The following is a 21,614-nucleotide window of genomic DNA, read 5'->3' as shown; positions in this document are numbered from 1 at the left end:
CGTGAGCCGCGCCCGCCACGACTTCGACCTGATCGTGCTCGGCGCCGGCTCCGGCGGCCTGGCCGCCGCGTTCCGCGCCGCCCACCACGGCGCACGCGTGGCGCTGCTCGGCGAAGGTCCGCTCGGCGGCACCTGCGTCAACGTCGGCTGCGTGCCGAAGAAGGCGATGTGGCTGGCCGCGGATCTCGCGCACCGGATGCAGCTGGCGCAGGCGCTCGGCTTCGACATGGGCACGACCGCGCCTGCGCTCGACTGGCCGGCGTTCATCGCCCATCGCCAGCGCTACATCGGCAACATCCACGCCAGCTACCAACAGCGGCTCGACGCCGCGGGGATCGCGTTGCTGCCGCATCGCGGCCGGCTGCTGGCGCCGGACAGCGTCGAATGCAGCAATGGAGTGCGATTGCACGCTCCTTCGATCCTGGTCGCCACCGGGGGGCGGCCGCAGCGGCCATCGATCCCCGGCGCGGAACGGGGCATCGATTCGGACGGCTTCTTCCATCTGAACGCAGCGCCGGCGCGGGTGGCGATCGTCGGCGCCGGCTACATCGCGGTCGAGCTGGCCGGCGTGCTGCAGGCGCTGGGCAGCCAGGTCGACATCTTCGTGCGCCGCCGCCGGCTGCTGGACAGCTTCGACGAAGACCTCACCACGCAACTGGTCGAGGACCAGCGACAGCACGGCATCCACACCCGCTTCGACAGCAACCTGCAGTCGTTGCATGCCGATGCTTCGGGCAGGCATGTCCTGCGCGACGCGACAGGACACGACAGCGGGCCCTTCGATGCGGTGATCTTCGCCACGGGCCGGAAGCCGGCGAGCGATGGCATCGGACTGGAGGCGCTGGGCGTGGCGATGGATCCGCGCGGGCACGTGCTCGTCGATGCCTTCCAGCGCACCAGCGTTGCCGGCATCCATGCCGTGGGCGACGTCACCCCGGCGGTGGCGCTGACGCCGGTGGCGATCGCGGCCGCGCGGCGCTTGATGGATCGCCTGTTCGGAGGCCAGGCCGACGCGAAACTCGATTACGACGGTATCGCGACGGTCGTGTTCACCCATCCGCCGATCGGCAAGCTCGGACTGACCGAAGCGCAGGCGCGCCTGCGGCATGGCGACGCGGTGCGGGTGTATCGCGCCGGGTTCCGGCCGATGCTGCATGCGCTGGCCGATTCGCCGCAGCGCAGCCTGTTCAAGCTGGTGTGCGCCGGGGAGGACGAGCGCGTGGTGGGCATCCACCTGCTGGGCGAAGGCGTGGACGAGATCCTGCAGGGTTTCGCGGTGGCGATGAAACGCGGCCTGCACAAGCGCGACCTCGACGACACCGTCGCGATCCACCCGACGTCCGCCGAAGAGCTGGTATTGATGCGCTAAGCGGTCGGACCACGCCTGCGCGATCAGGCATCCTTGGCTCGAAAAGGCAAACCGGATCCGCATGGACACCTTCACCCTGCACCACGGCACCGCGCCGCTGCTGGTCAGCCTGCCGCACGACGGCAGCGAAATCCCCGCCGACATCGCGGCACGGATGCATGCCAGCGCCCGTCGCGCACCCGACACCGACTGGCACGTCGCGCGCCTGTATGCCTTCGCGCGCGACCTGGGTGCGTCGGTGCTGGTGCCGCGTCATTCGCGCTATGTCGTCGACCTCAACCGGCCGCCCGACGACGTGTCGCTGTATCCCGGCCAGAACACCACCGGGCTGTGCCCGATCGTGCAGTTCAGCGGCGAGCCGGTGTACGTCGACGACGACCAGCATCCCACGCCCGCGGAAATCCAGGCGCGCGTGGAGCGCTACTGGCGCCCCTACCACGCGGCGCTGGCCGGCGAACTCCAGCGCCTGCGCGCGCAACACCCACGCGTGGTGCTGTGGGAAGGCCATTCGATCCGCGGCGAGTGCCCGTTCCTGTTCGACGGCCGGCTGCCGGACTTCAACCTGGGCACCGCCGGTGGTGGGAGTTGCAGCCCCGCACTGCAGGACACGCTGGTGTCGATTCTGTCGCGGACGGACGGATACGATTTCGTCGCCAACGGCCGCTTCAAGGGCGGCTACATCACTCGCCATTACGGGGATCCGGCCAACGGGATCGATGCCGTGCAGCTGGAGATCAGCCAGCGGACCTACATGGACGAGGACAGCTTCGCGTGGGACGACGCGCGCGCCGCAGGCACCCAGCGGGTGTTGCGCACGCTACTGGAGTCGGTGCTGTGACCGGTGCCTCCACGCGCCCACGCGGCGAGGGCATCGGCCAGCGCCTGCTGGTACTGGTGGTGTTCGCCGCTGTTGCCGGACTCGTGTGGCTCGCGCACAGCGGTCGCTACGACGCGCAGGTCAACCGCCTGGCGGCCGGGCTGCACCATCTCGCGGACGCGGTGCTGCACTGGAGGCACTGAGCGGCGCCGGCGTCGGTGCAGCCGCGTCCGGCAGTACCGGGGGCCCCGACCCGGCGTGCGCCGTGTCGCCGCCTGATCAGACTTCCAGCGTCGCGAGGTCGCCTTTGAGTTCCAGCCAGCTCTTGCGCTCGCCTGCGCGCTTCTTCGCCAGCAGCATGTCCATCAGCGAGCGCGTGCCGGCATCGTCCTCGTTGGTCAGCTGCACCAGCCGCCGCGTGTCGGGGTGGATGGTCGACTCGCGCAGCTGCTGCGGGTTCATCTCGCCCAGGCCCTTGAAGCGGGTGACGTTCACCGCACCGCCGAAGCCTTTCTTCGCATCGGCCTTTTCGCGCTCGATGCGCTCCAGCAACAGGCGCTTCTCCTCTTCGTCCAGCGCATAGAACACCTGCTTGCCGACATCGACGCGGAACAGCGGCGGCATCGCGACGAAGATGTTGCCGGCGGCCACCAGTGCGGGGAAATGCTTGAGGAACAGCGCCGACAGCAGGGTCGCGATGTGCAGGCCGTCGGAGTCGGCATCGGCCAGGATGATCACCTTGCCGTAGCGCAGCCCGGAGATGTCGTCCTTGCCCGGGTCGCAGCCGATCGCCACTGCGAGGTCGTGCACCTCGTTGGACGCCAGCACGCTGCCCGAGGCGACTTCCCAGGTGTTGAGGATTTTCCCGCGCAACGGAAGGATGGCCTGGAAATCCTTGTCGCGCGCCTGCCGCGCGCTGCCGCCGGCCGAGTCGCCTTCGACCAGGAAGAGCTCGGTACGCGAAAGATCCTGCGAAATGCAGTCGGCCAATTTGCCGGGCAGGGCCGGCCCCTGGGTGACCTTCTTGCGCGTCACCTGCTTCTCGGTCTTGAGCCGCGCGCTCGCGCGTTCGATCGCCAGCTGCGCGATCTTCTCGCCGAACTCGGTGTGCTGGTTGAGCCACAGCGAGAACGCATCGTGCGCGGCGCCCTCGACGAAACCCGCGGCCTGGCGCGAACTCAGGCGCTCCTTGGTCTGGCCGCTGAACTGCGGGTCGGTCATCTTCAGCGACAGCACGAACGCCACCCGGTCCCACACGTCTTCCGGCGCCAGCTTCACGCCGCGCGGCAGCAGGTTGCGGAAGTCGCAGAACTCGCGCAGCGCATCGGTGAAGCCGGTGCGCAGGCCATTGACGTGGGTACCATGCTGCGCGGTGGGGATCAGGTTGACGTAGCTCTCCTGCACCAGCTCGCCGTCGGGCACCCAGGCGACCGCCCATTCCACGATCTCGGTCTCTCGGGCCAGCTTGCCGACGAACAGCTGCGGCGGCAGCAGCTCGCTGCCCGCCAGTGCGCCGCGCAGGTAATCGCGCAGGCCATCCTGGTAATGCCATTCGTCGCGTTCGCCGCTGGCCTCGTCCAACAGGCGCACCGTCAGCCCCGGGCAGAGCACCGCCTTGGCGCGCAGCAGGTGGCGCAGCGCGCGCAGGTTGAATTTCGGGGTGTCGAAGTACTTCGCATCCGGCCAGAACCGCAGCCGGGTGCCGGTGTTCTTCCTGCCGACGCTGCCGACGATTTCCAGCTTCGACGTGCGGTCGCCATCGGCAAACCCCATCCGGTATTCATGGCCGTCGCGGCGGATGAAGACATCCACGCGCGAGGACAGCGCATTGACCACGCTGACGCCGACGCCGTGCAGGCCGCCGGAGAAGGTGTAGTTGCGGTTGTTGAACTTGCCGCCGGCATGCAGCCGGGTGAGGATCAGTTCGACGCCCGGGATCTTCTCCTCCGGATGGATGTCCACCGGCATCCCGCGGCCGTCGTCGGCCACCTCGCAGGAGCCGTCGGCGAACAGGGTGACCTCGATCGTGCCCGCGTATCCGGCCAGCGCCTCGTCGACCGCGTTGTCGACCACTTCCTGGGCCAGGTGGTTGGGCCGGGTGGTGTCGGTGTACATGCCCGGCCGGCGCTTGACCGGGTCCAGGCCGGAGAGGACTTCGATGTCGGCGGCGTTGTAGCGGGAGTTCATGGACGATCCGGTGCAGGTTCGGCGCACATTGTCGCAGCATCGCCGCGCAGGCCGCTCGCCGGGCCGCTGGACGCCGCACCGGGCGTGGCGGATGCCGCCGCGGTCGCCGCGCGGACCGCCAGCCGCTAGAATGCGGGTTTCCAGCCACGCCCTGCCCATGACTTCCGCAAGCTCGACCACCCCGCTCGTATTCGTCACCGGCGGCGTCGTCTCCTCACTCGGCAAGGGCATCGCGGCCGCCTCGCTGGCGGCGATCCTCGAAGCGCGCGGCCTGCGCGTGACGATGATGAAGCTCGACCCCTACATCAACGTCGATCCTGGCACCATGAGTCCGTTCCAGCACGGCGAGGTGTACGTCACCGACGACGGCGCCGAGACCGACCTGGACCTGGGCCACTACGAGCGCTTCCTGCGCACGCGCCTGTCGGGCAAGAACTCGATCACCACCGGCAAGATCTACGAGTCGGTGATCCGCAAGGAGCGTCGCGGCGATTACCTCGGTGGCACGGTGCAGGTCATCCCGCACGTCACCGACGAGATCCGCCGCTGCATCGACGATGCGACCGCTGGCTTCGACGTCGGCCTGGTGGAGATCGGCGGCACGGTCGGCGACATCGAGTCGCTGCCGTTCCTGGAGGCCATCCGCCAGATCCGCACCGAACGCGGGCCGGAGAAGGCGCTGTTCATGCACCTGACGCTGGTGCCGTTCATCGCCGCCGCGGGCGAGCTCAAGACCAAGCCCACCCAGCACTCGGTCAAGGAGCTGCGTTCGATCGGCATCCAGCCCGACATCCTCCTGTGCCGCAGCGAACAACCGCTGCCGGACAGCGAGCGGCGCAAGATCGCGCTGTTCACTAACGTGCCGGAGAAGGCGGTCATCTCCGCCGTCGACCTGGACAACATCTACAAGATCCCGATGTGGTTCCACGACCAGCGCCTCGACCAGATCGTCGTCGAGCGCCTGCACCTGCCGGTCACCGGCGAGGCGGACCTGGCCGAATGGGAAGCCGTCGTCGATGCCAGCGTGCATCCGGTCGACGAAGTCACCATCGCGGTCGTCGGCAAGTACATCGACCACCAGGACGCCTACAAGTCGCTCGCCGAGGCGCTCAAGCACGGCGGCATCCGCCAGCGCACGCGGGTGAAATTGAAATGGCTGGAGTCGCAGGACATCGAGCGCGAGGGCGGCCCGGCGCTGGCCGGCGTCGACGGCATCCTGGTGCCGGGCGGCTTCGGCGATCGCGGCTTCGAAGGCAAGGTCCTCACGGCGCAGTACGCACGCGAGCAGGGCATCCCGTACTTCGGGATCTGCTACGGCATGCAGGCGGCGGTCGTCGATTATTCGCGCCACGTGCTCGGGCTTAGCGACGCCAACAGCAGCGAGAATGACCGTCAGTCGGCGCACCCCGTGATCGGCCTGATCACGGAGTGGCGCACGGCGTCGGGCGACATCGAACGCCGCAGTGAAGCCAGCGACCTCGGTGGCACGATGCGCCTGGGCCTGCAGGACCAGCGGATCAAGCCCGGCACGCTCGCGCACAAGCTCTACGGCGCCGATGTCGTCGGCGAACGCCACCGCCATCGCTACGAGTTCAACAACCGCTACCGTTCGCAGCTCGAGGACGCGGGGCTGGTCATCAGCGCCAAATCGATGGACGACCTGCTGGTGGAAATGATCGAGTTGCCGCAATCGCAGCATCCGTGGTTCCTCGCCTGCCAGGCGCACCCGGAATTCCTGTCGACCCCGCGCGACGGCCATCCGCTGTTCGTCGGCTTCATCCGCGCCGCGCGTGAGCACAAGGCGCAGGCCGGTGGGCGCTTGTTGAAGGAGGCGACGGCGTGAGCGCGCTTCGCACGAACGCCCTACGCACCGGAGCGCAGGCATGAAGCTTTGCGGCTTCGAGGTCGGCCTCGACCAGCCGTTCTTCCTCATCGCCGGTCCCTGCGTGATCGAGTCGATGCAGCTGCAGCTCGACACCGCCGCGACGCTGAAGGAAGTCACTGGCGAGCTCGGCATCCCCTTCGTCTTCAAGTCCAGCTTCGACAAGGCCAACCGCACTTCCGGCACCAGCTTCCGCGGTCCGGGCGTGGAAGAAGGCCTGAAGGTCCTGGCCGAAGTGAAGCGCCAGCTCGGCGTGCCGGTGCTCACCGACGTGCATGAGTACACGCCGCTGGACGAAGTCACCGCGGTCGTCGATGTGCTGCAGACGCCGGCGTTTTTGTGCCGCCAGACCGACTTCATCCAGAACGTCGCGCGCGCCGGCAAGCCGGTGAACATCAAGAAGGGCCAGTTCCTGTCGCCGTGGGAAATGAAGCATGTCACCGCGAAGGCCAAGGCCACCGGCAACGAGCAGATCATGGCCTGCGAGCGCGGCGCGAGCTTCGGCTACAACAACCTCGTGTCCGACATGCGCTCGCTCAGCGTGATGCGCGATACCGGCTGCCCGGTCGTGTTCGACGCGACGCATTCGGTGCAGCTGCCCGGCGGTGCCGAAGGCCGGTCCGGCGGCCAGCGCGAATTCGTGCCGGTGCTGTCGCGCGCCGCGATGGCGGTCGGCATCGCGGGAATCTTCATGGAGACCCATCCGGATCCGGACAAGGCGCTCAGCGATGGCCCCAACGCCTGGCCGCTGGCGAAGATGCGCCCGCTGCTGGAGACGCTGCTGGAGATCGACCGGATCACCAAGAAGAACGGCTTCCTGGAATCGATGTAGGGCAGGTTCCGTCCAGCCCATTCTTCGTCTGCATCCAAACGTTCCGCTCGCCCGACCGGCGAATCGACCCCGACCCACAACGCAAGCATCCCCATGACCACGATCAGCAAGATCCACGCCCGCGAAATCCTCGACAGCCGCGGCAATCCCACCCTCGAAGCGGAAGTCACGCTCGACGACGGCAGCTTCGGCCGCGCGCTGGTGCCTTCGGGCGCGTCGACCGGCTCGCGCGAAGCCGTGGAACTGCGCGATGGCGACAAGACCCGCTACCTCGGCAAGGGCGTGCTCAAGGCGGTGGCCAACGTCAACGGCCCGATCGCGCAGGCCCTGCAGGGCTTCGATGCCGCCGACCAGGCGGGCCTGGATCGCCGCATGATCGATCTCGACGGCACCGAGAACAAGGGCCGGCTGGGCGCCAATGCGCTGCTCGGGGTGTCGCTGGCCAATGCGCACGCGATGGCCGGGTCGAGGAAGCTGCCGCTGTGGCGCTATCTCGCCGGCGACCGCGCGCCGATGCTGCCGGTGCCGATGATGAACATCATCAACGGCGGAGCGCATGCCGACAACAACGTCGACCTGCAGGAATTCATGGTGCTGCCGGTCGGCTTCGATTCGTTCTCCGAAGCGTTGCGGTCCGGCACCGAGATCTTCCACGCGCTGAAGTCGGTGCTCAAGGGCCGCGGGCTGAGCACCGCGGTCGGCGACGAGGGCGGTTTCGCGCCCGACCTGCGCAGCAATGCCGAAGCGCTGGACACGATCCTGGAGGCGATCGGCAAGGCCGGCTACAAGGCCGGCGAGGACGTGCTGCTGGGCCTGGACGTGGCCTCGAGCGAATTCTTCGAGAACGGCAAGTACAACCTGGTGGGCGAGGGCAAACGCCTGACCTCCGAGCAGTTCGTCGACTTCCTCGCCAACTGGAGCCAGCGGTACCCGATCATCACGATCGAGGACGGCATGGCCGAGCAGGACCGCGACGGCTGGAAGCTGCTCACCCAGCGCCTGGGCGCGCGCGTGCAGCTCGTCGGCGACGACAACTTCGTCACCAACCCGGCGATCTTCCGCGAAGGCATCCGCGAGGGGATCGCCAACGCGATCCTGGTCAAGGTCAACCAGATCGGCACCCTGACCGAAACGCTGGAAACGATCGCGATGGCCGACGCCGCGCGGTACGCGGCGATCGTCTCGCACCGTTCGGGCGAGACCGAGGACACCACCATCGCCGACATCGCGGTGGCCACCACCGCCACCCAGATCAAGACCGGCTCGCTGTGCCGCAGCGATCGCGTCGCCAAGTACAACCAGTTGCTGCGGATCGAGGAGCAACTGGGTGCTGGTGCGCGCTACGCCGGGCGCGACGCCTTCGTCTCGCTCCAGCGCTGACGCCGCACGCCACGCCATGCGCGCGCTGGGCATCGTGCTGGTACTGCTGCTCGCGCTGCTGGCGTGGCTGCAATACCGGCTGTGGTTCGGCAGCGGCGGCGAACGCGAGGTGGCCGCGCTGCAGGCGCAGGTGCAGCGGCAGGCGCGCGACAACGCCGGCCTGCGGCAACGCAACGACGCGCTGGCCGCCGAGGTGCAGGACCTCAAGTCCGGCGAGGCCGCGGTCGAGGAGCGCGCGCGCAACGAGCTGGGGATGATCAAGCCCGGCGAGACGTTCTATCGCGTGGTCGAGCCGGAATCGGCCGCAGCGCCGCCTGCCACGCCGGAGCGGGAGCCGGCGCCATGACCCGGGACCCCGGCCGCAGCGGCGTCTGGGCGGTGGTGCCGGCCGCGGGGCGCGGGACGCGCATGGGCAGCGACGTCGCCAAGCAGTACATCCAGATCGGCGGCCAGCCGCTCATCGCCCATGCGCTGCAGGCATTGCTGCGACACCCATCGGTCGAAGGCGCCGTCGTCGTCTTGTCGCCGGACGACGCCGCATGGCCAGGCTGGCAGTCGATGGCCGACAAGCCACTGCTTACCTGCAGCGGTGGCGACACGCGGGCCGATTCGGTCCTCGCGGGATTGGCGGCATTGCCCGACAGCGTGCGCGCCGACGATTTCGTGCTGGTGCACGACGCCGCGCGCCCGAACCTGGCGCAGTCGGACCTGGACCAGCTGCTCGAGCGCGGCCGCAACGATCCGGTCGGCGCGATCCTCGCCGCGCCGGTGCGCGACACGCTCAAGCGCGCCGGCGACGATGGCGGCATCGACGGCACCGAGCCGCGAGAGCGCCTGTGGCGCGCGTTGACACCGCAACTCTTCCGTCGCCTGCAGCTGGCGCGCGCGCTGGAAGCCGCGCGCGACGCCGGGCGGGTGGTCACCGACGAATCGATGGCGATGGAGCGCCAGGGACTGCGCCCCCTGCTGGTCGAAGGCAGCGAGGACAACTTCAAGATCACCACCATAGCCGACCTGTCGCGCTTCGCGCACGTGCTGTCGCAGCGATGACCGCCGTGCGCATCGGCCATGGCTTCGACGTCCATGCCTTCGGGCCTGGCGACCATCTCATGCTCGGCGGCGTGCGCGTGTCGTTCGAGCGCGGCGTGGTCGCGCACAGCGATGGCGATGTCATCCTGCATGCGCTTTGCGATGCGATGCTCGGCGCGCTGGCGCTGGGCGACATCGGCAGGCACTTCCCGCCGTCGGATCCGCAGTGGCGTGGCGCCGACAGTCGCGCGTTCCTGCGTCAGTGCAACGAGTTGCTCGGACAGCGCGGCTGGCGGCTCGGCAACGCAGACATCACCGTGGTTTGCGAGCGGCCGAAGATCGATCCGCATGCCGGCGCGATGCGCGCGGTGATCGCCAGCGACCTCGGGATTGATGCCGATGCGATCAGCATCAAGGCCACCACGACCGAGCGCATGGGCTTCACCGGCCGTGGCGAAGGCATCGCCGCGCACGCGGTGTGCCTGGTCGTGCGCGACCTCCCCGCGTGAGCAGCACCTCCCTTCCGCGTGCCCATGGCGGCGCCGTCCTGTCGGCGGTCATGCGACAGGCTCCCGAAGACTTCAGGGTCGAGGAACTCGATGGATTCGAGGCCACCGGCAGTGGCGAACACCTGCTGCTGGATGTCGAAAAACGCGGCATGAACACCGCCTTCGCCGCCGCGCGCATCGCGCAATGGGCGGGCGTTGGCGATGTGGCCATTGGTTATGCCGGCCTCAAGGACCGGCATGCGGTGACGCGGCAACGCTTCAGCGTGCACCTGCCAAAGCGGGTCGCGCCCGACGTGGCGATGCTCGATTCGCCCGAGTTGCGCGTGCTGGGACAAGCCTGGCATGCGAGGAAGTTGCCGCGGGGAGCGCTTGCGGGCAACCGGTTCGAAATCATGCTGCGCGCCGTGGTCGGCGAGCGTGCCGCGATCGACACCCGGCTTGCCGCGATCGCAGCCGAGGGCGTTCCGAATTTCTTCGGCGAGCAACGCTTCGGGCGCGAGGGCGGGAACGTACGCAATGCACTGGCGATGTTCGAAGGCCGCCGGGTCCGCCGCGACCAGCGCACCATGCTGCTGTCGGCTGCGCGCTCGGAACTGTTCAACCGGGTGCTGGCCGCCCGGGTTGAGGCCGGTCATTGGAACCGCGGTCTCCAGGGTGAGGTCTGGATGCTCGATGGCAGCCGCAGCGTGTTCGGCCCGGAAGATCCGACGCCTGCGTTGGAAGCGCGATTGGCGGCGTTCGACATCCACCCCACCGCGCCGCTCTGGGGGCGCGGTACTCCCCGGGTGCGCGACGCCGCGCTGGCGATCGAGCTTTCGGCGCTGGACGACGCGCTTTCGCTGACGTTGCGTGGGGGCCTGGAACAGGCGGGCCTCAAGCAGGAGCGGCGGGCGACGCGAATGCGACCGCAGGCGATGGCCTGGGACTGGCCCCAGGTCGATGTGCTGAGACTGCGATTCGAGCTGCCGCCGGGATGCTATGCGACCGCCGTCACGACCGAACTCGGCCCAACGCAGGACCGCTCGTCGGAAAGCGCCGGCGCGGACGCTCGCCTTCCTGCTGGCGGCGTATAAGCGGGGCCAGGGACATTGGTCTTCCCCGTGGCGATGGAATCGATGCCGAAAGTGCGGTGCCGATCCAGTAGCTTGCGCCCGCATCAAGAGCGCTTGCCCGCCGTAATGGCTGATCGATGCCCACTGCGGCCCACTGAAGGAGCGACCCCATGAATGCAGTGTTCAATGCCGGCTGTACGATCATCGCCGGGATGTTGCTGGCCGGGTGCGCCACCACCCGCGAACCCTCCGCCAATGCCATGAGCCGTGCGCCGGCATCCCAGGCGTCGCAGGAAATCGACACAGCCTACGTCCAGCGGGTCGAACGCGAAGCGCGGCGCGACGATGTCGACGTGCAATGGGTCCATCCGCCGACAAAGGCGGCATCTTCGTCCAGCGATTCCGACTAGGACTTGCCGCCGGCGCCCAGCAGCACCAGCACCGCGCCATGTCCGCCCTGGGCGGGCGGCGCGGAGTGGAAGGCGAGCACGTCCGCGCGCTGGCGCAGGACCCGATCGACGAGGTTCTTGAGCACCGGCACGCCGCTGTCCGAATGCAGGCCCTTGCCGTGCACGATCGACACGCAGCCCAGCCCCGACCGCGTGGCCTCGCGCAGGAAATCGCGTAACAGCGCTTCCGCCTTCACCGCATTGCTGTGATGCAGGTCCAGTTCGTCCTGCGCGGCGAAGTGTCCGCGGCGCAGGCGCTGCAGCACCCGCGCGGGGACGGTGTCGTGCCGGTAGGACAAGGCATCGCCCGCTTCCAGCCGGTCCGCATCCAGTGCGCGACGGAATTCATCGCGCGCGTCGGCTTCATCGCGGACGCGCATGCGCGGCAACGGGCGTGGCCGCGACGGCTGCGGCTGCGCGGGGGCCTGGGGTAATTCGCGCACCGGGCCGATCGCCGCGCGGAACAATGCGGCATCGTCTTCCTCGCCCAGCGGCGTGTCCTGCGGCGGCGGCTTTCGACCCGGGTTCATGCGGCCAGCCTAGCGTGCACGGCGTGCCTGCGCGACAACGTCGGAGTGCTCGTCCAGGTCGCGGCGAGGGCGCGACAGCCGTTCCGCTATCATGGCCGGGATGCGCTTGCGGATGATCGGACGGCGAATGCGGGTACTGGTGAGCAATGACGACGGTGTGGACGCGCCGGGCATCCGCATCCTCGCCGCAGCGCTGCGCGAGGCCGGGCACGATGTGCTGGTCGTCGCTCCGGACCGCGACCGCTCCGGGGCGAGCAATTCGCTGACCCTGGACATGCCGGTGCGGGTGATCCAGGACGACGCCTGCACCTGGCGCGTCTACGGCACCCCGACCGACTGCGTGCACGTCGCCATTACCGGCCTGCTCGATTGCGAGCCGGATATCGTCGTTTCCGGCATCAACAACACCGCCAACCTCGGCGACGATGTCATCTACTCCGGCACTGTTGCGGCGGCGATGGAAGGCCGCTTCCTCGGCCTGCCCGCGCTGGCGCTGTCGCTGGCCAGCCGCGACCACCGTGCCCACCATTACGAAACCGCCGCGCGCGCCGCGATCGAGCTGCTCGCACGACTGGCCGCCGATCCGCTGCCCGCCGACACCATCCTCAACGTGAACGTGCCGGATGTGGCCTGGGCCGACATTGCCGGCTTCGAAGTCACCCGGCTGGGCAACCGCCATCGCGCCGAACCGTGCGTGCAGCAGGCCGACCCCCGCGGCCGGACCTGGTGGTGGATCGGCGCGGCCGGCGCAGCGCAGGATGCGGGCCCCGGGACCGACTTCCATGCGGTCCGCGGCGGCTGCGTCTCGATCAGCCCGATCCACGTCGACCTCACCCGCATGCAGGCGCTGGAGCCGCTCGCGCGCTGGGTCGGCGGCCTGGCGCAATCGCTGCGCGTCGCCCCACCCGGATCCGCACCATGACCGCGCGCATGCGGCTGCAACCCGAGGCGGTCGGCCTGGGCATGACCTCGCAGCGGGTGCGCGACCGCCTGATCGAGCGCCTGCGCGCGGGTTCGCCGCAGACGCCGGGCATCGCAGACGAGCGGGTGCTCAATGCGATCCGCACCGTTCCGCGGCATCTGTTCGTGGATGAAGCGCTGGCCACGCGTGCGTATGAGGACACCGCGCTGCCGATCGGCCATGGCCAGACCATCTCGCAACCGTGGGTGGTGGCGAAGATGACCGAAGCGCTGTTCGCCGATGGCCGGCAGCCGGCGAAGGTGCTGGAGATCGGCACCGGATCCGGATACCAGGGCGCGATCCTGGCCGCACTCGGGTTGGAGGTGTACACCGTCGAGCGCATCGGCGAACTGCTGCGCGTCGCACGCAAGCGGTTCCGTACCCTGGGCCTGAACGTGCGCAGCAAACACGACGATGGCCGCATCGGCTGGCCGGAAGCGGCGCCCTTCGACGCCATCATCGTCACCGCCGCGGCACCGACGCTGGTGGATGCGTTGTCCGCGCAACTCGCGCCCGGCGGCACGCTGGTCGCCCCGGTCGGTGCCAGCGGCGCGCAGTCGCTGCTGCGTCTGCGCAAGCAGGCCGACGGCGCGATCGAAGCGGACACGCTGGCGCCGGTGGTTTTCGTGCCGCTGCTGTCCGGGATCGTCGATCGATGAGGACAGCGGCGGAATGAAATTGTTCGGGCCGCTGTACGAACGCACCCTGCGCTGGGCACGCCATCCGCGCGCGCCGGCCCTGCTGGTGCTGCTGAGCTTCGCCGAGGCGATCATCTTCCCGGTCGCGCCGGAAGTGATGCTCGCGCCGATGTGCCTGTCGCGCCCGCGTCGCGGTTTCTGGTTTGCGTTTCTGAGCCTGGCGGGGTCGCTGGCGGGCGCGATCGTCGGCTACCTGCTCGGGCATTACGCCTTCGAAGCGCTGCGCCCGGCGCTGGCGTCGATGGGATGGCTCGAGCACATCGACGCGCAGGTCGCGATGCTGCGCGGCATCGCCGCACAATCGCCGTGGAAAACATTCTGGTTGCTGGTGCTCGCCGGCTTCGCGCCGATTCCGCTGAAATTCTTCACCTGGGCCTCGGGCATCGTCGGCGTGCCGCTGCTGCCGTTCATGGCGAGCATGTTCGTCGGCCGCGGAAAGCGCGTGTTCCTGGTCGCCGCGGCGATCCGTATCGGCGGTCCGCGCGCCGAAGCGGCATTGCGGCGCTACATCGAACCCCTCGGCTGGATCGCGCTGGCGCTGATCGCCGCGCTCGTCGGCTACGTCGTCTGGAGATCCCGCACTTGATCGATTCGCGCTGGCCCGTTGCCCCGTCGATGTTCGCATTGCTGGCGATCGCGCTGCTGTCCGCACTGCTGCTGTCGTCCTGCGGCAGCGCGCGCGTTGTCCGCGGCTCGGGCACGCGCCATGGCGCCGGTCCGGTGCGCGTCTCGACGCCGAAGTACGGCGCCACCGCCCTCGTCCACCGCGGCCAGACGGTGTATCGGATCGCCACCGACAATGGCATCAGCGCCCTGGATCTGGCCGTGTGGAACGACATTCCGCCGCCTTACACGATCTATCCCGGGCAGCGCCTGCGCCTGTATCCCTCCAGCAATCGCGCCCGCGCGGCGACGCCGACACGCAGGCCGTCGACACGACCGCCGCCGCCACGCGGTTTGGTGGTCGCGCCGACGGAGCAGGAGCGTGCGCCGGTCACCGGCGCTCCGGCCGGCGCTCCCTTTGCATGGACCTGGCCCGCGGATGGCGCCTTGGTCGGCCGCTACGTCGCTGGCGAACCGACCCAGCAGGGCATCGACATCGCCGGCGACGCCGGACAGTCGATCCGCGCGGCGGCCGATGGCGTGGTGGTCTACTCCGGCTCCGGCCTGGTCGGGTATGGCGAGCTCGTGATCGTCAAGCACAATGACGAATGGCTTTCGGCCTACGGCCACAACCGGGCGCGCCTGGTCAACGAAGGCGAGCGGGTGAAAGCCGGCCAGCAGATCGCGGAAATGGGCCACAGCGGCGCGGCGCGCGACATGCTGCATTTCGAGATCCGCTTCAACGGCAAGCCGGTGGACCCGTTGGGATACCTGCCGCGCAAGTAGCGCCGGGAAACCTGACGCGCTCGGCCTGCGGCAGGTGGGGCCGTTTCAATGTCAGCCTCGATGGCGCGCCGGATCGGGCCGCGCGAGTCGACCGTGTTCAGCCACGTTGCCCACAGTCGTGGCGGCGCAGGCGCCTGCACGACGCCGCGCTTGGGACATCTTCAATACGCCGGGTCGTCGCCTGCATTGCGCATGACGAACGCCGCCACCACCCGCCGGCCTTCACCCGCCAGCACGCTGTAGGTGCGTGCGGCGGCGTCGTTGGCCATGACTTCCACGCCCAGTCCGCGGGTCAGGAAGGCGGCGAGGATCGCCGGTGGCGGGAAGACCTGGCGCGCGCCCGTGCCGAGCACGACCAGTTCGGGCGCCAGTGAAAGGATGGGTTCCAGTTGCGCCGGCTGTAGCGCGGCGGCGTCAACCACCGGCCAGTCCTCGACGAGGGCATCGGGTGCGATCAGGAAACTGGCGCGCAGCATGCGTTCATTCACCAGCGCGTGCGCGTGGTCGGCGCCGCGCAGGAACCAGCGGTAATCGGGGCGTTCAAGGTTGAGCTGCATCAGGCTGGACCTCCGAGCCAACGAAGCATCAGGCGTCAAGGCGGCGATACGCGGTCAAAGCGATTGCCGCACGGATCCGAAGGCCTTCGCGGCTAGCCGCGCGGCAACACGATCTGGCGATGATCCTGGCTGGGCTTGTAGAGCACGGCGACATGGCCGATCCGCTGCACCAGCGCAGCGCCGCAGCGCGCGACGAGTTCGTCGATCAGCGCATCGCGGGCCTCGCGATCTTCCGCGGCGACCTTCACCTTGATCAGTTCGTGATGCTCGAGCGCGGCGTCGACTTCCTGCACCAGCGCCGGGCTGATGCCCTTGCCGCCGACCTGCAGCATTGCTTTCAGGCCATGCGCCTGACCGCGAAGGAAACGGGTCTGGGCGTTGGTCAGGGAAAGCGACATGCGCAGCACGGGTGGTGAAGGGCGTGCAGGGTATCATGCGGGGATCGGCCCGCCCTCCGGGCCGCTCCGTCCCGCACGGACGCCCGAGCAAGGCCGCGCATGGCGACCCGCAGCAAATCCAGCCAACGCTGGCTCAAGGAGCACTTCTCCGACCCCTATGTGAAGAAGGCGCGGGCCGAGGGGCTGCGTTCACGGGCGGCGTACAAGCTCGAGGAACTGGTCGAACGCGACCGCCTCCTCAAACCGGGCATGGTGGTGGTCGACCTGGGCGCCGCACCGGGCGGTTGGTCACAGTGGCTGCGCCAGGCGATGGTCACGCTGTACCCCGCCAACAGCGGCCGGGTGATCGCGCTGGACATCCTGGAGATGCCAAGCCTGGCCGGCGTGGAGTTCCTTCATGGCGATTTCAGGGAGGATGCGGTCTTATCGTCGCTGGAGGGGATGCTGGGCGGCCTGCCAGTCGACCTTGTGCTGTCGGACATGGCCCCCAATAAGAGCGGTATGGATGCGGTCGACCAGCCGCGGATGATGCATCTGGCTGAACTGGCGATGGATTTCGCCGACCGCCACCTGCGTCCCGAGGGCACGTTCCTGATCAAGCTGTTCCAGGGCGTGGGGTTCGATGAATACGTGCGGGAGCTGCGGCGGCGTTATGCCAAGGTGGTGATCCGCAAGCCGGATGCGTCGCGCAAACGTTCCCCGGAGGTCTACGCGCTGGCGCTGGGTCGGTTGGCGCAGACGAAGAAATAAAGCGCCCGCGCCTGTGGTATCCGTGCCGGCACGATGCGCGATTGTGGTTCGATGATGTTTCCAAGCCCGTGTTTTGAGCCCGCGAGGGCAAGGTAGCGTAATGAACGATCTGGCCAAGAATCTGATGCTCTGGGTGGTGGTCGCCGTCGTGCTGATGGTGGTCTTCCAGAGTTTCAGCCCGAAGTCGGCCGCCGCCGATGCGCTGACCTACGACCAGTTCGTGCACGAGGTGAAGGACAGCCGCGTCGCCAAGGTCAACATCGCCGAGGATCGCACCAAGATCGAGGGCGAGCGCAAGGACGGCAGCAAGTTCACCACCTACAACCCGGGCGACAAGGATCTGGTCAACGACCTGATCAACCATGACGTCACCACCGTGCAGGCGCCGCCGTCGAGTGGCCTGTCGCTGGGCATGATCCTGCTCAACGTGGCGCCGTGGCTGCTGTTCATCGGCATCTGGGTGTATTTCATGCGCCAGATGCAGCAGGGCGGCGGCAAGGGCGCGATGAGCTTCGGCCGCTCGCGCGCCAAGCTGCTCAACGAGGACCAGACCAAGGCCACCTTCGCCGACGTCGCCGGTTGCGACGAGGCCAAGGAGGAAGTCTCCGAGCTGGTCGAATTCCTGCGCGATCCCGGCCGCTTCCAGAAGCTCGGCGGCAAGATCCCGCGCGGCGTGCTGATGGTGGGTCCGCCGGGTACCGGCAAGACGCTGCTGGCCAAGGCGATCGCCGGCGAGGCCAAGGTGCCGTTCTTCTCGATCTCCGGTTCGGACTTCGTCGAGATGTTCGTCGGCGTCGGCGCCTCGCGCGTGCGCGACATGTTCGAGCAGGCCAAGAAGCAGGCGCCGTGCATCATCTTCATCGACGAGATCGATGCGGTCGGCCGCCATCGTGGCGCGGGCTTGGGCGGCGGCCACGACGAGCGCGAGCAGACGCTCAACCAGCTGCTGGTGGAGATGGATGGGTTCGAAGGCGGCGAAGGCGTGATCGTCATCGCCGCGACCAACCGTCCCGACGTGCTGGATCCGGCGCTGCTGCGTCCGGGCCGTTTCGATCGCCAGGTCACCGTCGGCCTGCCGGACGTCAAGGGCCGCGAACAGATCCTCAAGGTGCACATGCGCCGCGTGCCGCTGGCCGACGACGTCGAGCCGATGGTGGTCGCGCGTGGCACGCCGGGCTTCTCCGGCGCCGACCTCGCCAACCTCGTCAACGAGGCGGCGCTGTTCGCCGCGCGCGAGAACGGCAAGGAAGTGCGCATGGATCATTTCGATCGCGCGCGCGACAAGATCCTGATGGGCACCGAGCGCCGTTCGATGGCGATGAGCGAGCAGGAGAAGACGCTCACCGCATACCACGAAGCCGGCCATGCGATCGTCGGACGGCTGATGCCCGAGCACGATCCGGTCTACAAGGTGACGATCATTCCGCGCGGCCGCGCGCTGGGCGTGACCATGTACCTGCCCGAGGGCGACAAGTACAGCTACAACCGCACCGCGATCGAGTCGCAGCTGTGCTCGCTGTACGGCGGCCGCGTCGCGGAGGAGCTGGTGTTCGGCGAAGGCAAGGTCACCACCGGCGCCTCCAACGACATCGAGCGGGCGACCAAGATGGCCCGCAACATGGTCACCAAGTGGGGCCTGTCGGAACTGGGCCCGATCACCTTCGGCGAGGAGGAGGACGAAGTCTTCCTCGGCCGCTCGGTGACCCAGCACAAGAACGTCTCGGACGAGACCGCGCGCCGGATCGACGAGGTCGTGCGCGGCATCCTCGACCGCGCCTACGAGCGCACGCGCGCGATGCTGACCGAGAACCTCGACAAGCTGCACACCATGGCCAAGCTGCTGCTGCAGTACGAGACCATCGATGCGCCGCAGATCGAGGCGGTGATGACCAATCGCGAACCGCCGCCGCCGACCAACTGGTCCAAGGGCGGGCCGGCGCGCGAGCAGCCCAAGCCGTTCACGATCGGCGGTCCCGCGCCGCAGACCTGAGCACGGCCGCCGCGCCCGACGCGTTTCAGGCCCGAAACCCCCGCCCGAGGCGGGGGTTTTTTATTGCCCGCTGCCGGGCGGCGGCCCGTGTAGCATTCCCGCGTGCCCGGCACCGCCGATGACAGGGAGGCACGCATGCGGAACTGGGCGGCAGCGCTGAAACGGTTCGTCGAGGAAGTCCGGCGCCGTCGCGTGTTCCGCGTCGCGGTGGTGTTCCTGGTCGTGGGCTGGATCGTGATCCAGGTGGCCGGCGCGACGTTCGGCCCGCTGGGGCTGCCGGACTGGTCGCTGAAGCTGGTGATCATGCTGGTGGCGTTGAGCTTCGTGCTGGCCTGCGCCCTGGCCTGGACCTACGACATCACCACGCGCGGCATCGAACGCACGCCGCCCGCAGCGGCGGTGGCTTCGCCGGCACAGCCGCACGCGCCCGAAGCATCGGTCGCCATCTTGCCGTTTGCCGACCTGAGCGAAGCCCACGACCAGGATTATTTCTGCGATGGCCTGGCGGAGGAGATCCTCAATGCGCTGGCCGCGATCAGCGGCATGCGCGTGGCGTCGCGGACCTCGTCGTTCCGCTTCCGCGACGGCCACGCCGACGCGCGCGAGATCGGCAAGGCGCTCAATGTCGCCGCGATCATGGAAGGCAGCGTGCGCAAGGCCGGCGACAGGGTTCGCGTCACCGCGCAGCTGGTCAATGCCGGCGACGGCTACCACCTGTGGTCGGAGAATTTCGATCGCGGGCTGGAGGACATCTTCGCGATCCAGGAGGAGATCGCGCGCAGCGTCGCGCGGGCCCTGCGGGTCACGCTGAACAGGCCGGAAGTGCTCGATCTGGAGCGTAACGCCCCGCGCAACGTCCGCGCCTACGAGTTCTACCTGCGCGGCCGCCAGATCCAGGCGATGAAGAGCACCAACAGCTGGCAGAGCGCGCCGGAAATGTTCCGTCGCGCGATCGAGCTGGACCCGGCCTATGCGCAGGCCCATGCCGGGCTCGCGGACGCGTTGACCGGCCTGTTGATCTGGCGCCTGGTCCGTCCCGAGGACGTGCTGGACGAGGCCTCCGCCGCCGCAAGGCGGGCGCTGGAGCTGGCCCCGGAGCTGGCCGAGGCGCACGTCGCCCACGCCAACACCTTGTCGCTGGCCGGCAACAACGACGAGGCGACGGCTGCCTTCGAGCGCGCGATCGCGCTCAACGGCGAACTCTACGAAGCCCATTACTACTTCGCCCGGCATTGCTATGCGCACGGGCAGTTCCGGCGCGCCGTGGACGAGTTCGAGGCGGCCCATCGCACGCGTCCGGATGAGTTCCAGGCACTGACGCTGGGCATGAATGCCGCCGACGCGCTGGGTGATTCCCGCGACGGCGAATCCATGGCCCGGCGCGCCCTGGCGCTGGCGCTGGCCGAAGCCGATGTGGATCCCGAGAACGGCCGCGCACGCTACCTCGCCGCCGGCCTCCAGGCCCGGCTCGGGGATTACGAAGGCGGGCGACGCAACATGGAGGTGGCCCTGCGGCTGCAGCCGGAGGATTTCGGCACGCTCTACAACGCGGCCTGCTTCCATGCGCAGATCGGCGACACCGAGCGCGCGCTGGACATGCTCGACCTGGCCGTCGACACCGGCCAGGGCTTCCGCGACTGGATCGAGCACGACCACGATTTCGTGGCCATCCGCCACCTGCCGAGGTTCCGGGCCATCGTGTCCCGGATCGACGCCACGCCGGACGCGAAGGCATGACGGCGATGACCGCTGCAACAGCCTGGGCACGGCACGAAACGATGGAGTCGCCCTGATGTTCGATCTCTCCCCACGCCTGGATTGCGCGGGACGCGCCTTGGTGCTCGATCGCCCGCGGGTGCTGGGCATCATCAACGTCACCCCCGATTCGTTCGCCGACGGCGGCGAGCACGCCACCACCCGATCCGCCATCGACCATGGCCTGGCGTTGGCGGAGCAGGGCGCCGACGTGCTCGACGTGGGCGGCGAATCCACGCGCCCGGGTGCGCGTGAAGTCGGCATCGATGATGAGTTGCGGCGGGTGATCCCGGTGATCGAGGCCCTGGCGCAACGCACCGCGCTGCCGATCAGCATCGACACCTCCAAGCCCGGGGTCATGCGGGCCGCGGTGGCGGCCGGGGCGGGAATGATCAACGACGTGTACGCGCTCCGGCGCGACGGCGCGCTCGAAGCCGCCGCCGCGCTCGGCGTGCCCGTGGTGCTGATGCACATGCAGGGCGAGCCGCGGTCGATGCAGGATGCGCCGACGTACGACGATGTCGTCGCCGAGGTGCACCGCTTCCTGGCCGAGCGGATCTTCGCGGCGGAGATGTCGGGGATCGACAAGAAGCGCATCGTCGTCGACCCCGGCTTCGGCTTCGGCAAGACGTCGGCGCACAACCTGCTGCTGCTGGCGCAGTTCGAACGCTTCACCGAGCTTGGCGTACCCGTGCTGGCGGGCCTGTCGCGCAAGAAGACCATCGGCGAGTTGACCGGTCGCGATGATCCGCGCGAGCGGGTGCACGGTTCCGTTGCCGCCGCGCTGATCGCCGCGCAACGCGGAGCGCGCCTGCTGCGCGTGCACGACGTGGCCGCCACCGTCGATGCGCTGAAGGTCTGGAACGCGGTGGCCGCGCAGCCGATGCCGAAACCGAAATCGGCGTCGCCGACGATCCGCTGGCCGGACGACGATTGAACGCCCTCGTAGCCTCCGCCCTGCGTAGCCCGGGCAAGCACAGCGCACCCGGGCGGGGGCGCGAAACAGCCTCGCGAGGCGCCCCTGGCGATGCCCCAGGCACGTCGCATTGCCCACGCCGATCCCGCACTATGCGCACTTCC

At 68.7% G+C, this 21,614-nt stretch carries 23 protein-coding genes; 19 read left to right on the top strand and 4 right to left on the bottom strand.

Annotated features, from left to right (window positions below; all coding sequences use genetic code 11):
- The first annotated feature begins 1 nt into the window (after window position 1).
- The 3 genes from gorA to G7B67_RS01155 all read left to right on the top strand — a co-directional run bounded on the left by gorA (window position 2) and on the right by G7B67_RS01155 (window position 2,389).
- A complete protein-coding gene (gene gorA / locus G7B67_RS01165; RefSeq protein ID WP_166206513.1) occupies window positions 2-1,369 on the top strand; it encodes a glutathione-disulfide reductase in 1,368 nt (455 codons plus the stop codon).
- Between the two features lie 61 nt (window positions 1,370-1,430).
- Window positions 1,431-2,207, top strand: a complete 777-nt coding sequence (hutG, locus tag G7B67_RS01160; RefSeq protein ID WP_166206510.1) for an N-formylglutamate deformylase — start codon at window positions 1,431-1,433, stop codon at window positions 2,205-2,207.
- A complete protein-coding gene (locus G7B67_RS01155) occupies window positions 2,204-2,389 on the top strand; it encodes a hypothetical protein (RefSeq protein ID WP_166206507.1) in 186 nt (61 codons plus the stop codon). The genes hutG and G7B67_RS01155 overlap by 4 nt, the downstream gene beginning before the upstream one ends.
- A 76-nt stretch (window positions 2,390-2,465) precedes the next feature.
- On the opposite strand, the gene parE is transcribed toward G7B67_RS01155, so the two are convergent.
- Window positions 2,466-4,373 carry a DNA topoisomerase IV subunit B gene (gene parE, locus G7B67_RS01150; RefSeq protein ID WP_166206504.1) on the bottom strand — a complete coding sequence of 636 codons (1,908 nt, stop codon included), beginning with the start codon at window positions 4,371-4,373 and terminating at the stop codon, window positions 2,466-2,468.
- A 157-nt stretch (window positions 4,374-4,530) separates the two neighbouring features.
- Here parE and pyrG point away from each other — a divergent pair, with 157 nt between their 5' ends.
- From pyrG to G7B67_RS01110, 8 genes are all read left to right on the top strand, one after another.
- Window positions 4,531-6,216: a CTP synthase gene (gene pyrG / locus G7B67_RS01145; RefSeq protein WP_166206501.1), complete on the top strand. Its 1,686-nt coding sequence runs from the start codon at window positions 4,531-4,533 to the stop codon at window positions 6,214-6,216.
- A gap of 40 nt (window positions 6,217-6,256) precedes the next feature.
- On the top strand, window positions 6,257-7,087 hold the full coding sequence (kdsA, locus tag G7B67_RS01140; RefSeq protein ID WP_166206498.1) for a 3-deoxy-8-phosphooctulonate synthase: 831 nt from the start codon (window positions 6,257-6,259) through the stop codon (window positions 7,085-7,087).
- A 93-nt stretch (window positions 7,088-7,180) separates the two neighbouring features.
- Window positions 7,181-8,467, top strand: a complete 1,287-nt coding sequence (eno, locus tag G7B67_RS01135) for a phosphopyruvate hydratase (RefSeq protein WP_166206495.1) — start codon at window positions 7,181-7,183, stop codon at window positions 8,465-8,467.
- A 16-nt stretch (window positions 8,468-8,483) separates the two neighbouring features.
- Window positions 8,484-8,813, top strand: a complete 330-nt coding sequence (gene ftsB / locus G7B67_RS01130) for a cell division protein FtsB (protein WP_166206492.1) — start codon at window positions 8,484-8,486, stop codon at window positions 8,811-8,813.
- Window positions 8,810-9,517: a 2-C-methyl-D-erythritol 4-phosphate cytidylyltransferase gene (ispD, locus tag G7B67_RS01125; protein WP_166206489.1), complete on the top strand. Its 708-nt coding sequence runs from the start codon at window positions 8,810-8,812 to the stop codon at window positions 9,515-9,517. Before ftsB ends, ispD begins: the two co-directional genes overlap by 4 nt.
- A complete protein-coding gene (gene ispF / locus G7B67_RS01120; RefSeq protein ID WP_166206486.1) occupies window positions 9,514-10,005 on the top strand; it encodes a 2-C-methyl-D-erythritol 2,4-cyclodiphosphate synthase in 492 nt (163 codons plus the stop codon). The genes ispD and ispF overlap by 4 nt, the downstream gene beginning before the upstream one ends.
- A complete protein-coding gene (gene truD / locus G7B67_RS01115) occupies window positions 10,002-11,078 on the top strand; it encodes a tRNA pseudouridine(13) synthase TruD (protein WP_166206483.1) in 1,077 nt (358 codons plus the stop codon). Before ispF ends, truD begins: the two co-directional genes overlap by 4 nt.
- A 149-nt stretch (window positions 11,079-11,227) precedes the next feature.
- Window positions 11,228-11,467, top strand: a complete 240-nt coding sequence (locus G7B67_RS01110; protein ID WP_166206480.1) for a hypothetical protein — start codon at window positions 11,228-11,230, stop codon at window positions 11,465-11,467.
- Here the strand turns inward: G7B67_RS01110 and G7B67_RS01105 are convergent.
- On the bottom strand, window positions 11,464-12,036 hold the full coding sequence (locus G7B67_RS01105) for a Smr/MutS family protein (RefSeq protein WP_166206477.1): 573 nt from the start codon (window positions 12,034-12,036) through the stop codon (window positions 11,464-11,466). The two genes, G7B67_RS01110 and G7B67_RS01105, sit on opposite strands and share 4 nt — an antisense overlap.
- A 127-nt stretch (window positions 12,037-12,163) precedes the next feature.
- On the opposite strand from G7B67_RS01105, the gene surE reads away from it, so the two are divergent.
- Genes surE through G7B67_RS01085 form a run of 4 tightly spaced genes read left to right on the top strand, consistent with a single transcriptional unit; the run spans window position 12,164 to window position 15,084 of the window.
- Entirely contained in the window at window positions 12,164-12,958 is a 795-nt protein-coding gene (gene surE, locus G7B67_RS01100; protein WP_166206866.1) for a 5'/3'-nucleotidase SurE, read from the top strand.
- Window positions 12,955-13,656, top strand: a complete 702-nt coding sequence (locus G7B67_RS01095; RefSeq protein ID WP_166206474.1) for a protein-L-isoaspartate(D-aspartate) O-methyltransferase — start codon at window positions 12,955-12,957, stop codon at window positions 13,654-13,656. Before surE ends, G7B67_RS01095 begins: the two co-directional genes overlap by 4 nt.
- A 13-nt stretch (window positions 13,657-13,669) precedes the next feature.
- Entirely contained in the window at window positions 13,670-14,281 is a 612-nt protein-coding gene (locus tag G7B67_RS01090) for a YqaA family protein (RefSeq protein ID WP_166206471.1), read from the top strand.
- A gap of 29 nt (window positions 14,282-14,310) precedes the next feature.
- Window positions 14,311-15,084 (top strand): peptidoglycan DD-metalloendopeptidase family protein, encoded by a 774-nt coding sequence (locus tag G7B67_RS01085; RefSeq protein ID WP_166206863.1) that lies wholly within the window; start codon window positions 14,311-14,313, stop codon window positions 15,082-15,084.
- Window positions 15,085-15,245: 161 nt separating this feature from the next.
- On the opposite strand, the gene G7B67_RS01080 is transcribed toward G7B67_RS01085, so the two are convergent.
- Both G7B67_RS01080 and yhbY read right to left on the bottom strand, forming a co-directional pair.
- Window positions 15,246-15,641 (bottom strand): Mth938-like domain-containing protein, encoded by a 396-nt coding sequence (locus tag G7B67_RS01080; RefSeq protein ID WP_166206468.1) that lies wholly within the window; start codon window positions 15,639-15,641, stop codon window positions 15,246-15,248.
- Between the two features lie 92 nt (window positions 15,642-15,733).
- Window positions 15,734-16,039, bottom strand: coding sequence for a ribosome assembly RNA-binding protein YhbY (gene yhbY / locus G7B67_RS01075; RefSeq protein ID WP_166206465.1), 306 nt, complete (start codon window positions 16,037-16,039; stop codon window positions 15,734-15,736).
- A gap of 99 nt (window positions 16,040-16,138) precedes the next feature.
- Here yhbY and rlmE point away from each other — a divergent pair, with 99 nt between their 5' ends.
- From rlmE to folP, 4 genes are all read left to right on the top strand, one after another.
- The gene (rlmE, locus tag G7B67_RS01070; RefSeq protein WP_166206462.1) at window positions 16,139-16,789 is read left to right on the top strand and encodes a 23S rRNA (uridine(2552)-2'-O)-methyltransferase RlmE; all 651 of its coding nucleotides are present in this window, start codon (window positions 16,139-16,141) and stop codon (window positions 16,787-16,789) included.
- A 100-nt stretch (window positions 16,790-16,889) separates the two neighbouring features.
- The gene (gene ftsH / locus G7B67_RS01065; protein ID WP_166206459.1) at window positions 16,890-18,779 is read left to right on the top strand and encodes an ATP-dependent zinc metalloprotease FtsH; all 1,890 of its coding nucleotides are present in this window, start codon (window positions 16,890-16,892) and stop codon (window positions 18,777-18,779) included.
- A 135-nt stretch (window positions 18,780-18,914) separates the two neighbouring features.
- Window positions 18,915-20,516, top strand: a complete 1,602-nt coding sequence (locus tag G7B67_RS01060; protein WP_166206456.1) for a TPR end-of-group domain-containing protein — start codon at window positions 18,915-18,917, stop codon at window positions 20,514-20,516.
- A gap of 55 nt (window positions 20,517-20,571) precedes the next feature.
- A complete protein-coding gene (folP, locus tag G7B67_RS01055) occupies window positions 20,572-21,471 on the top strand; it encodes a dihydropteroate synthase (RefSeq protein WP_166206453.1) in 900 nt (299 codons plus the stop codon).
- The last annotated feature ends 143 nt before the right edge of the window (window positions 21,472-21,614 follow it).

Source organism: Cognatiluteimonas telluris (assembly GCF_011320095.1).
Taxonomy (GTDB): domain Bacteria; phylum Pseudomonadota; class Gammaproteobacteria; order Xanthomonadales; family Xanthomonadaceae; genus Cognatiluteimonas; species Cognatiluteimonas telluris.
This window is presented reverse-complemented; position numbering and strand designations above follow the sequence as displayed.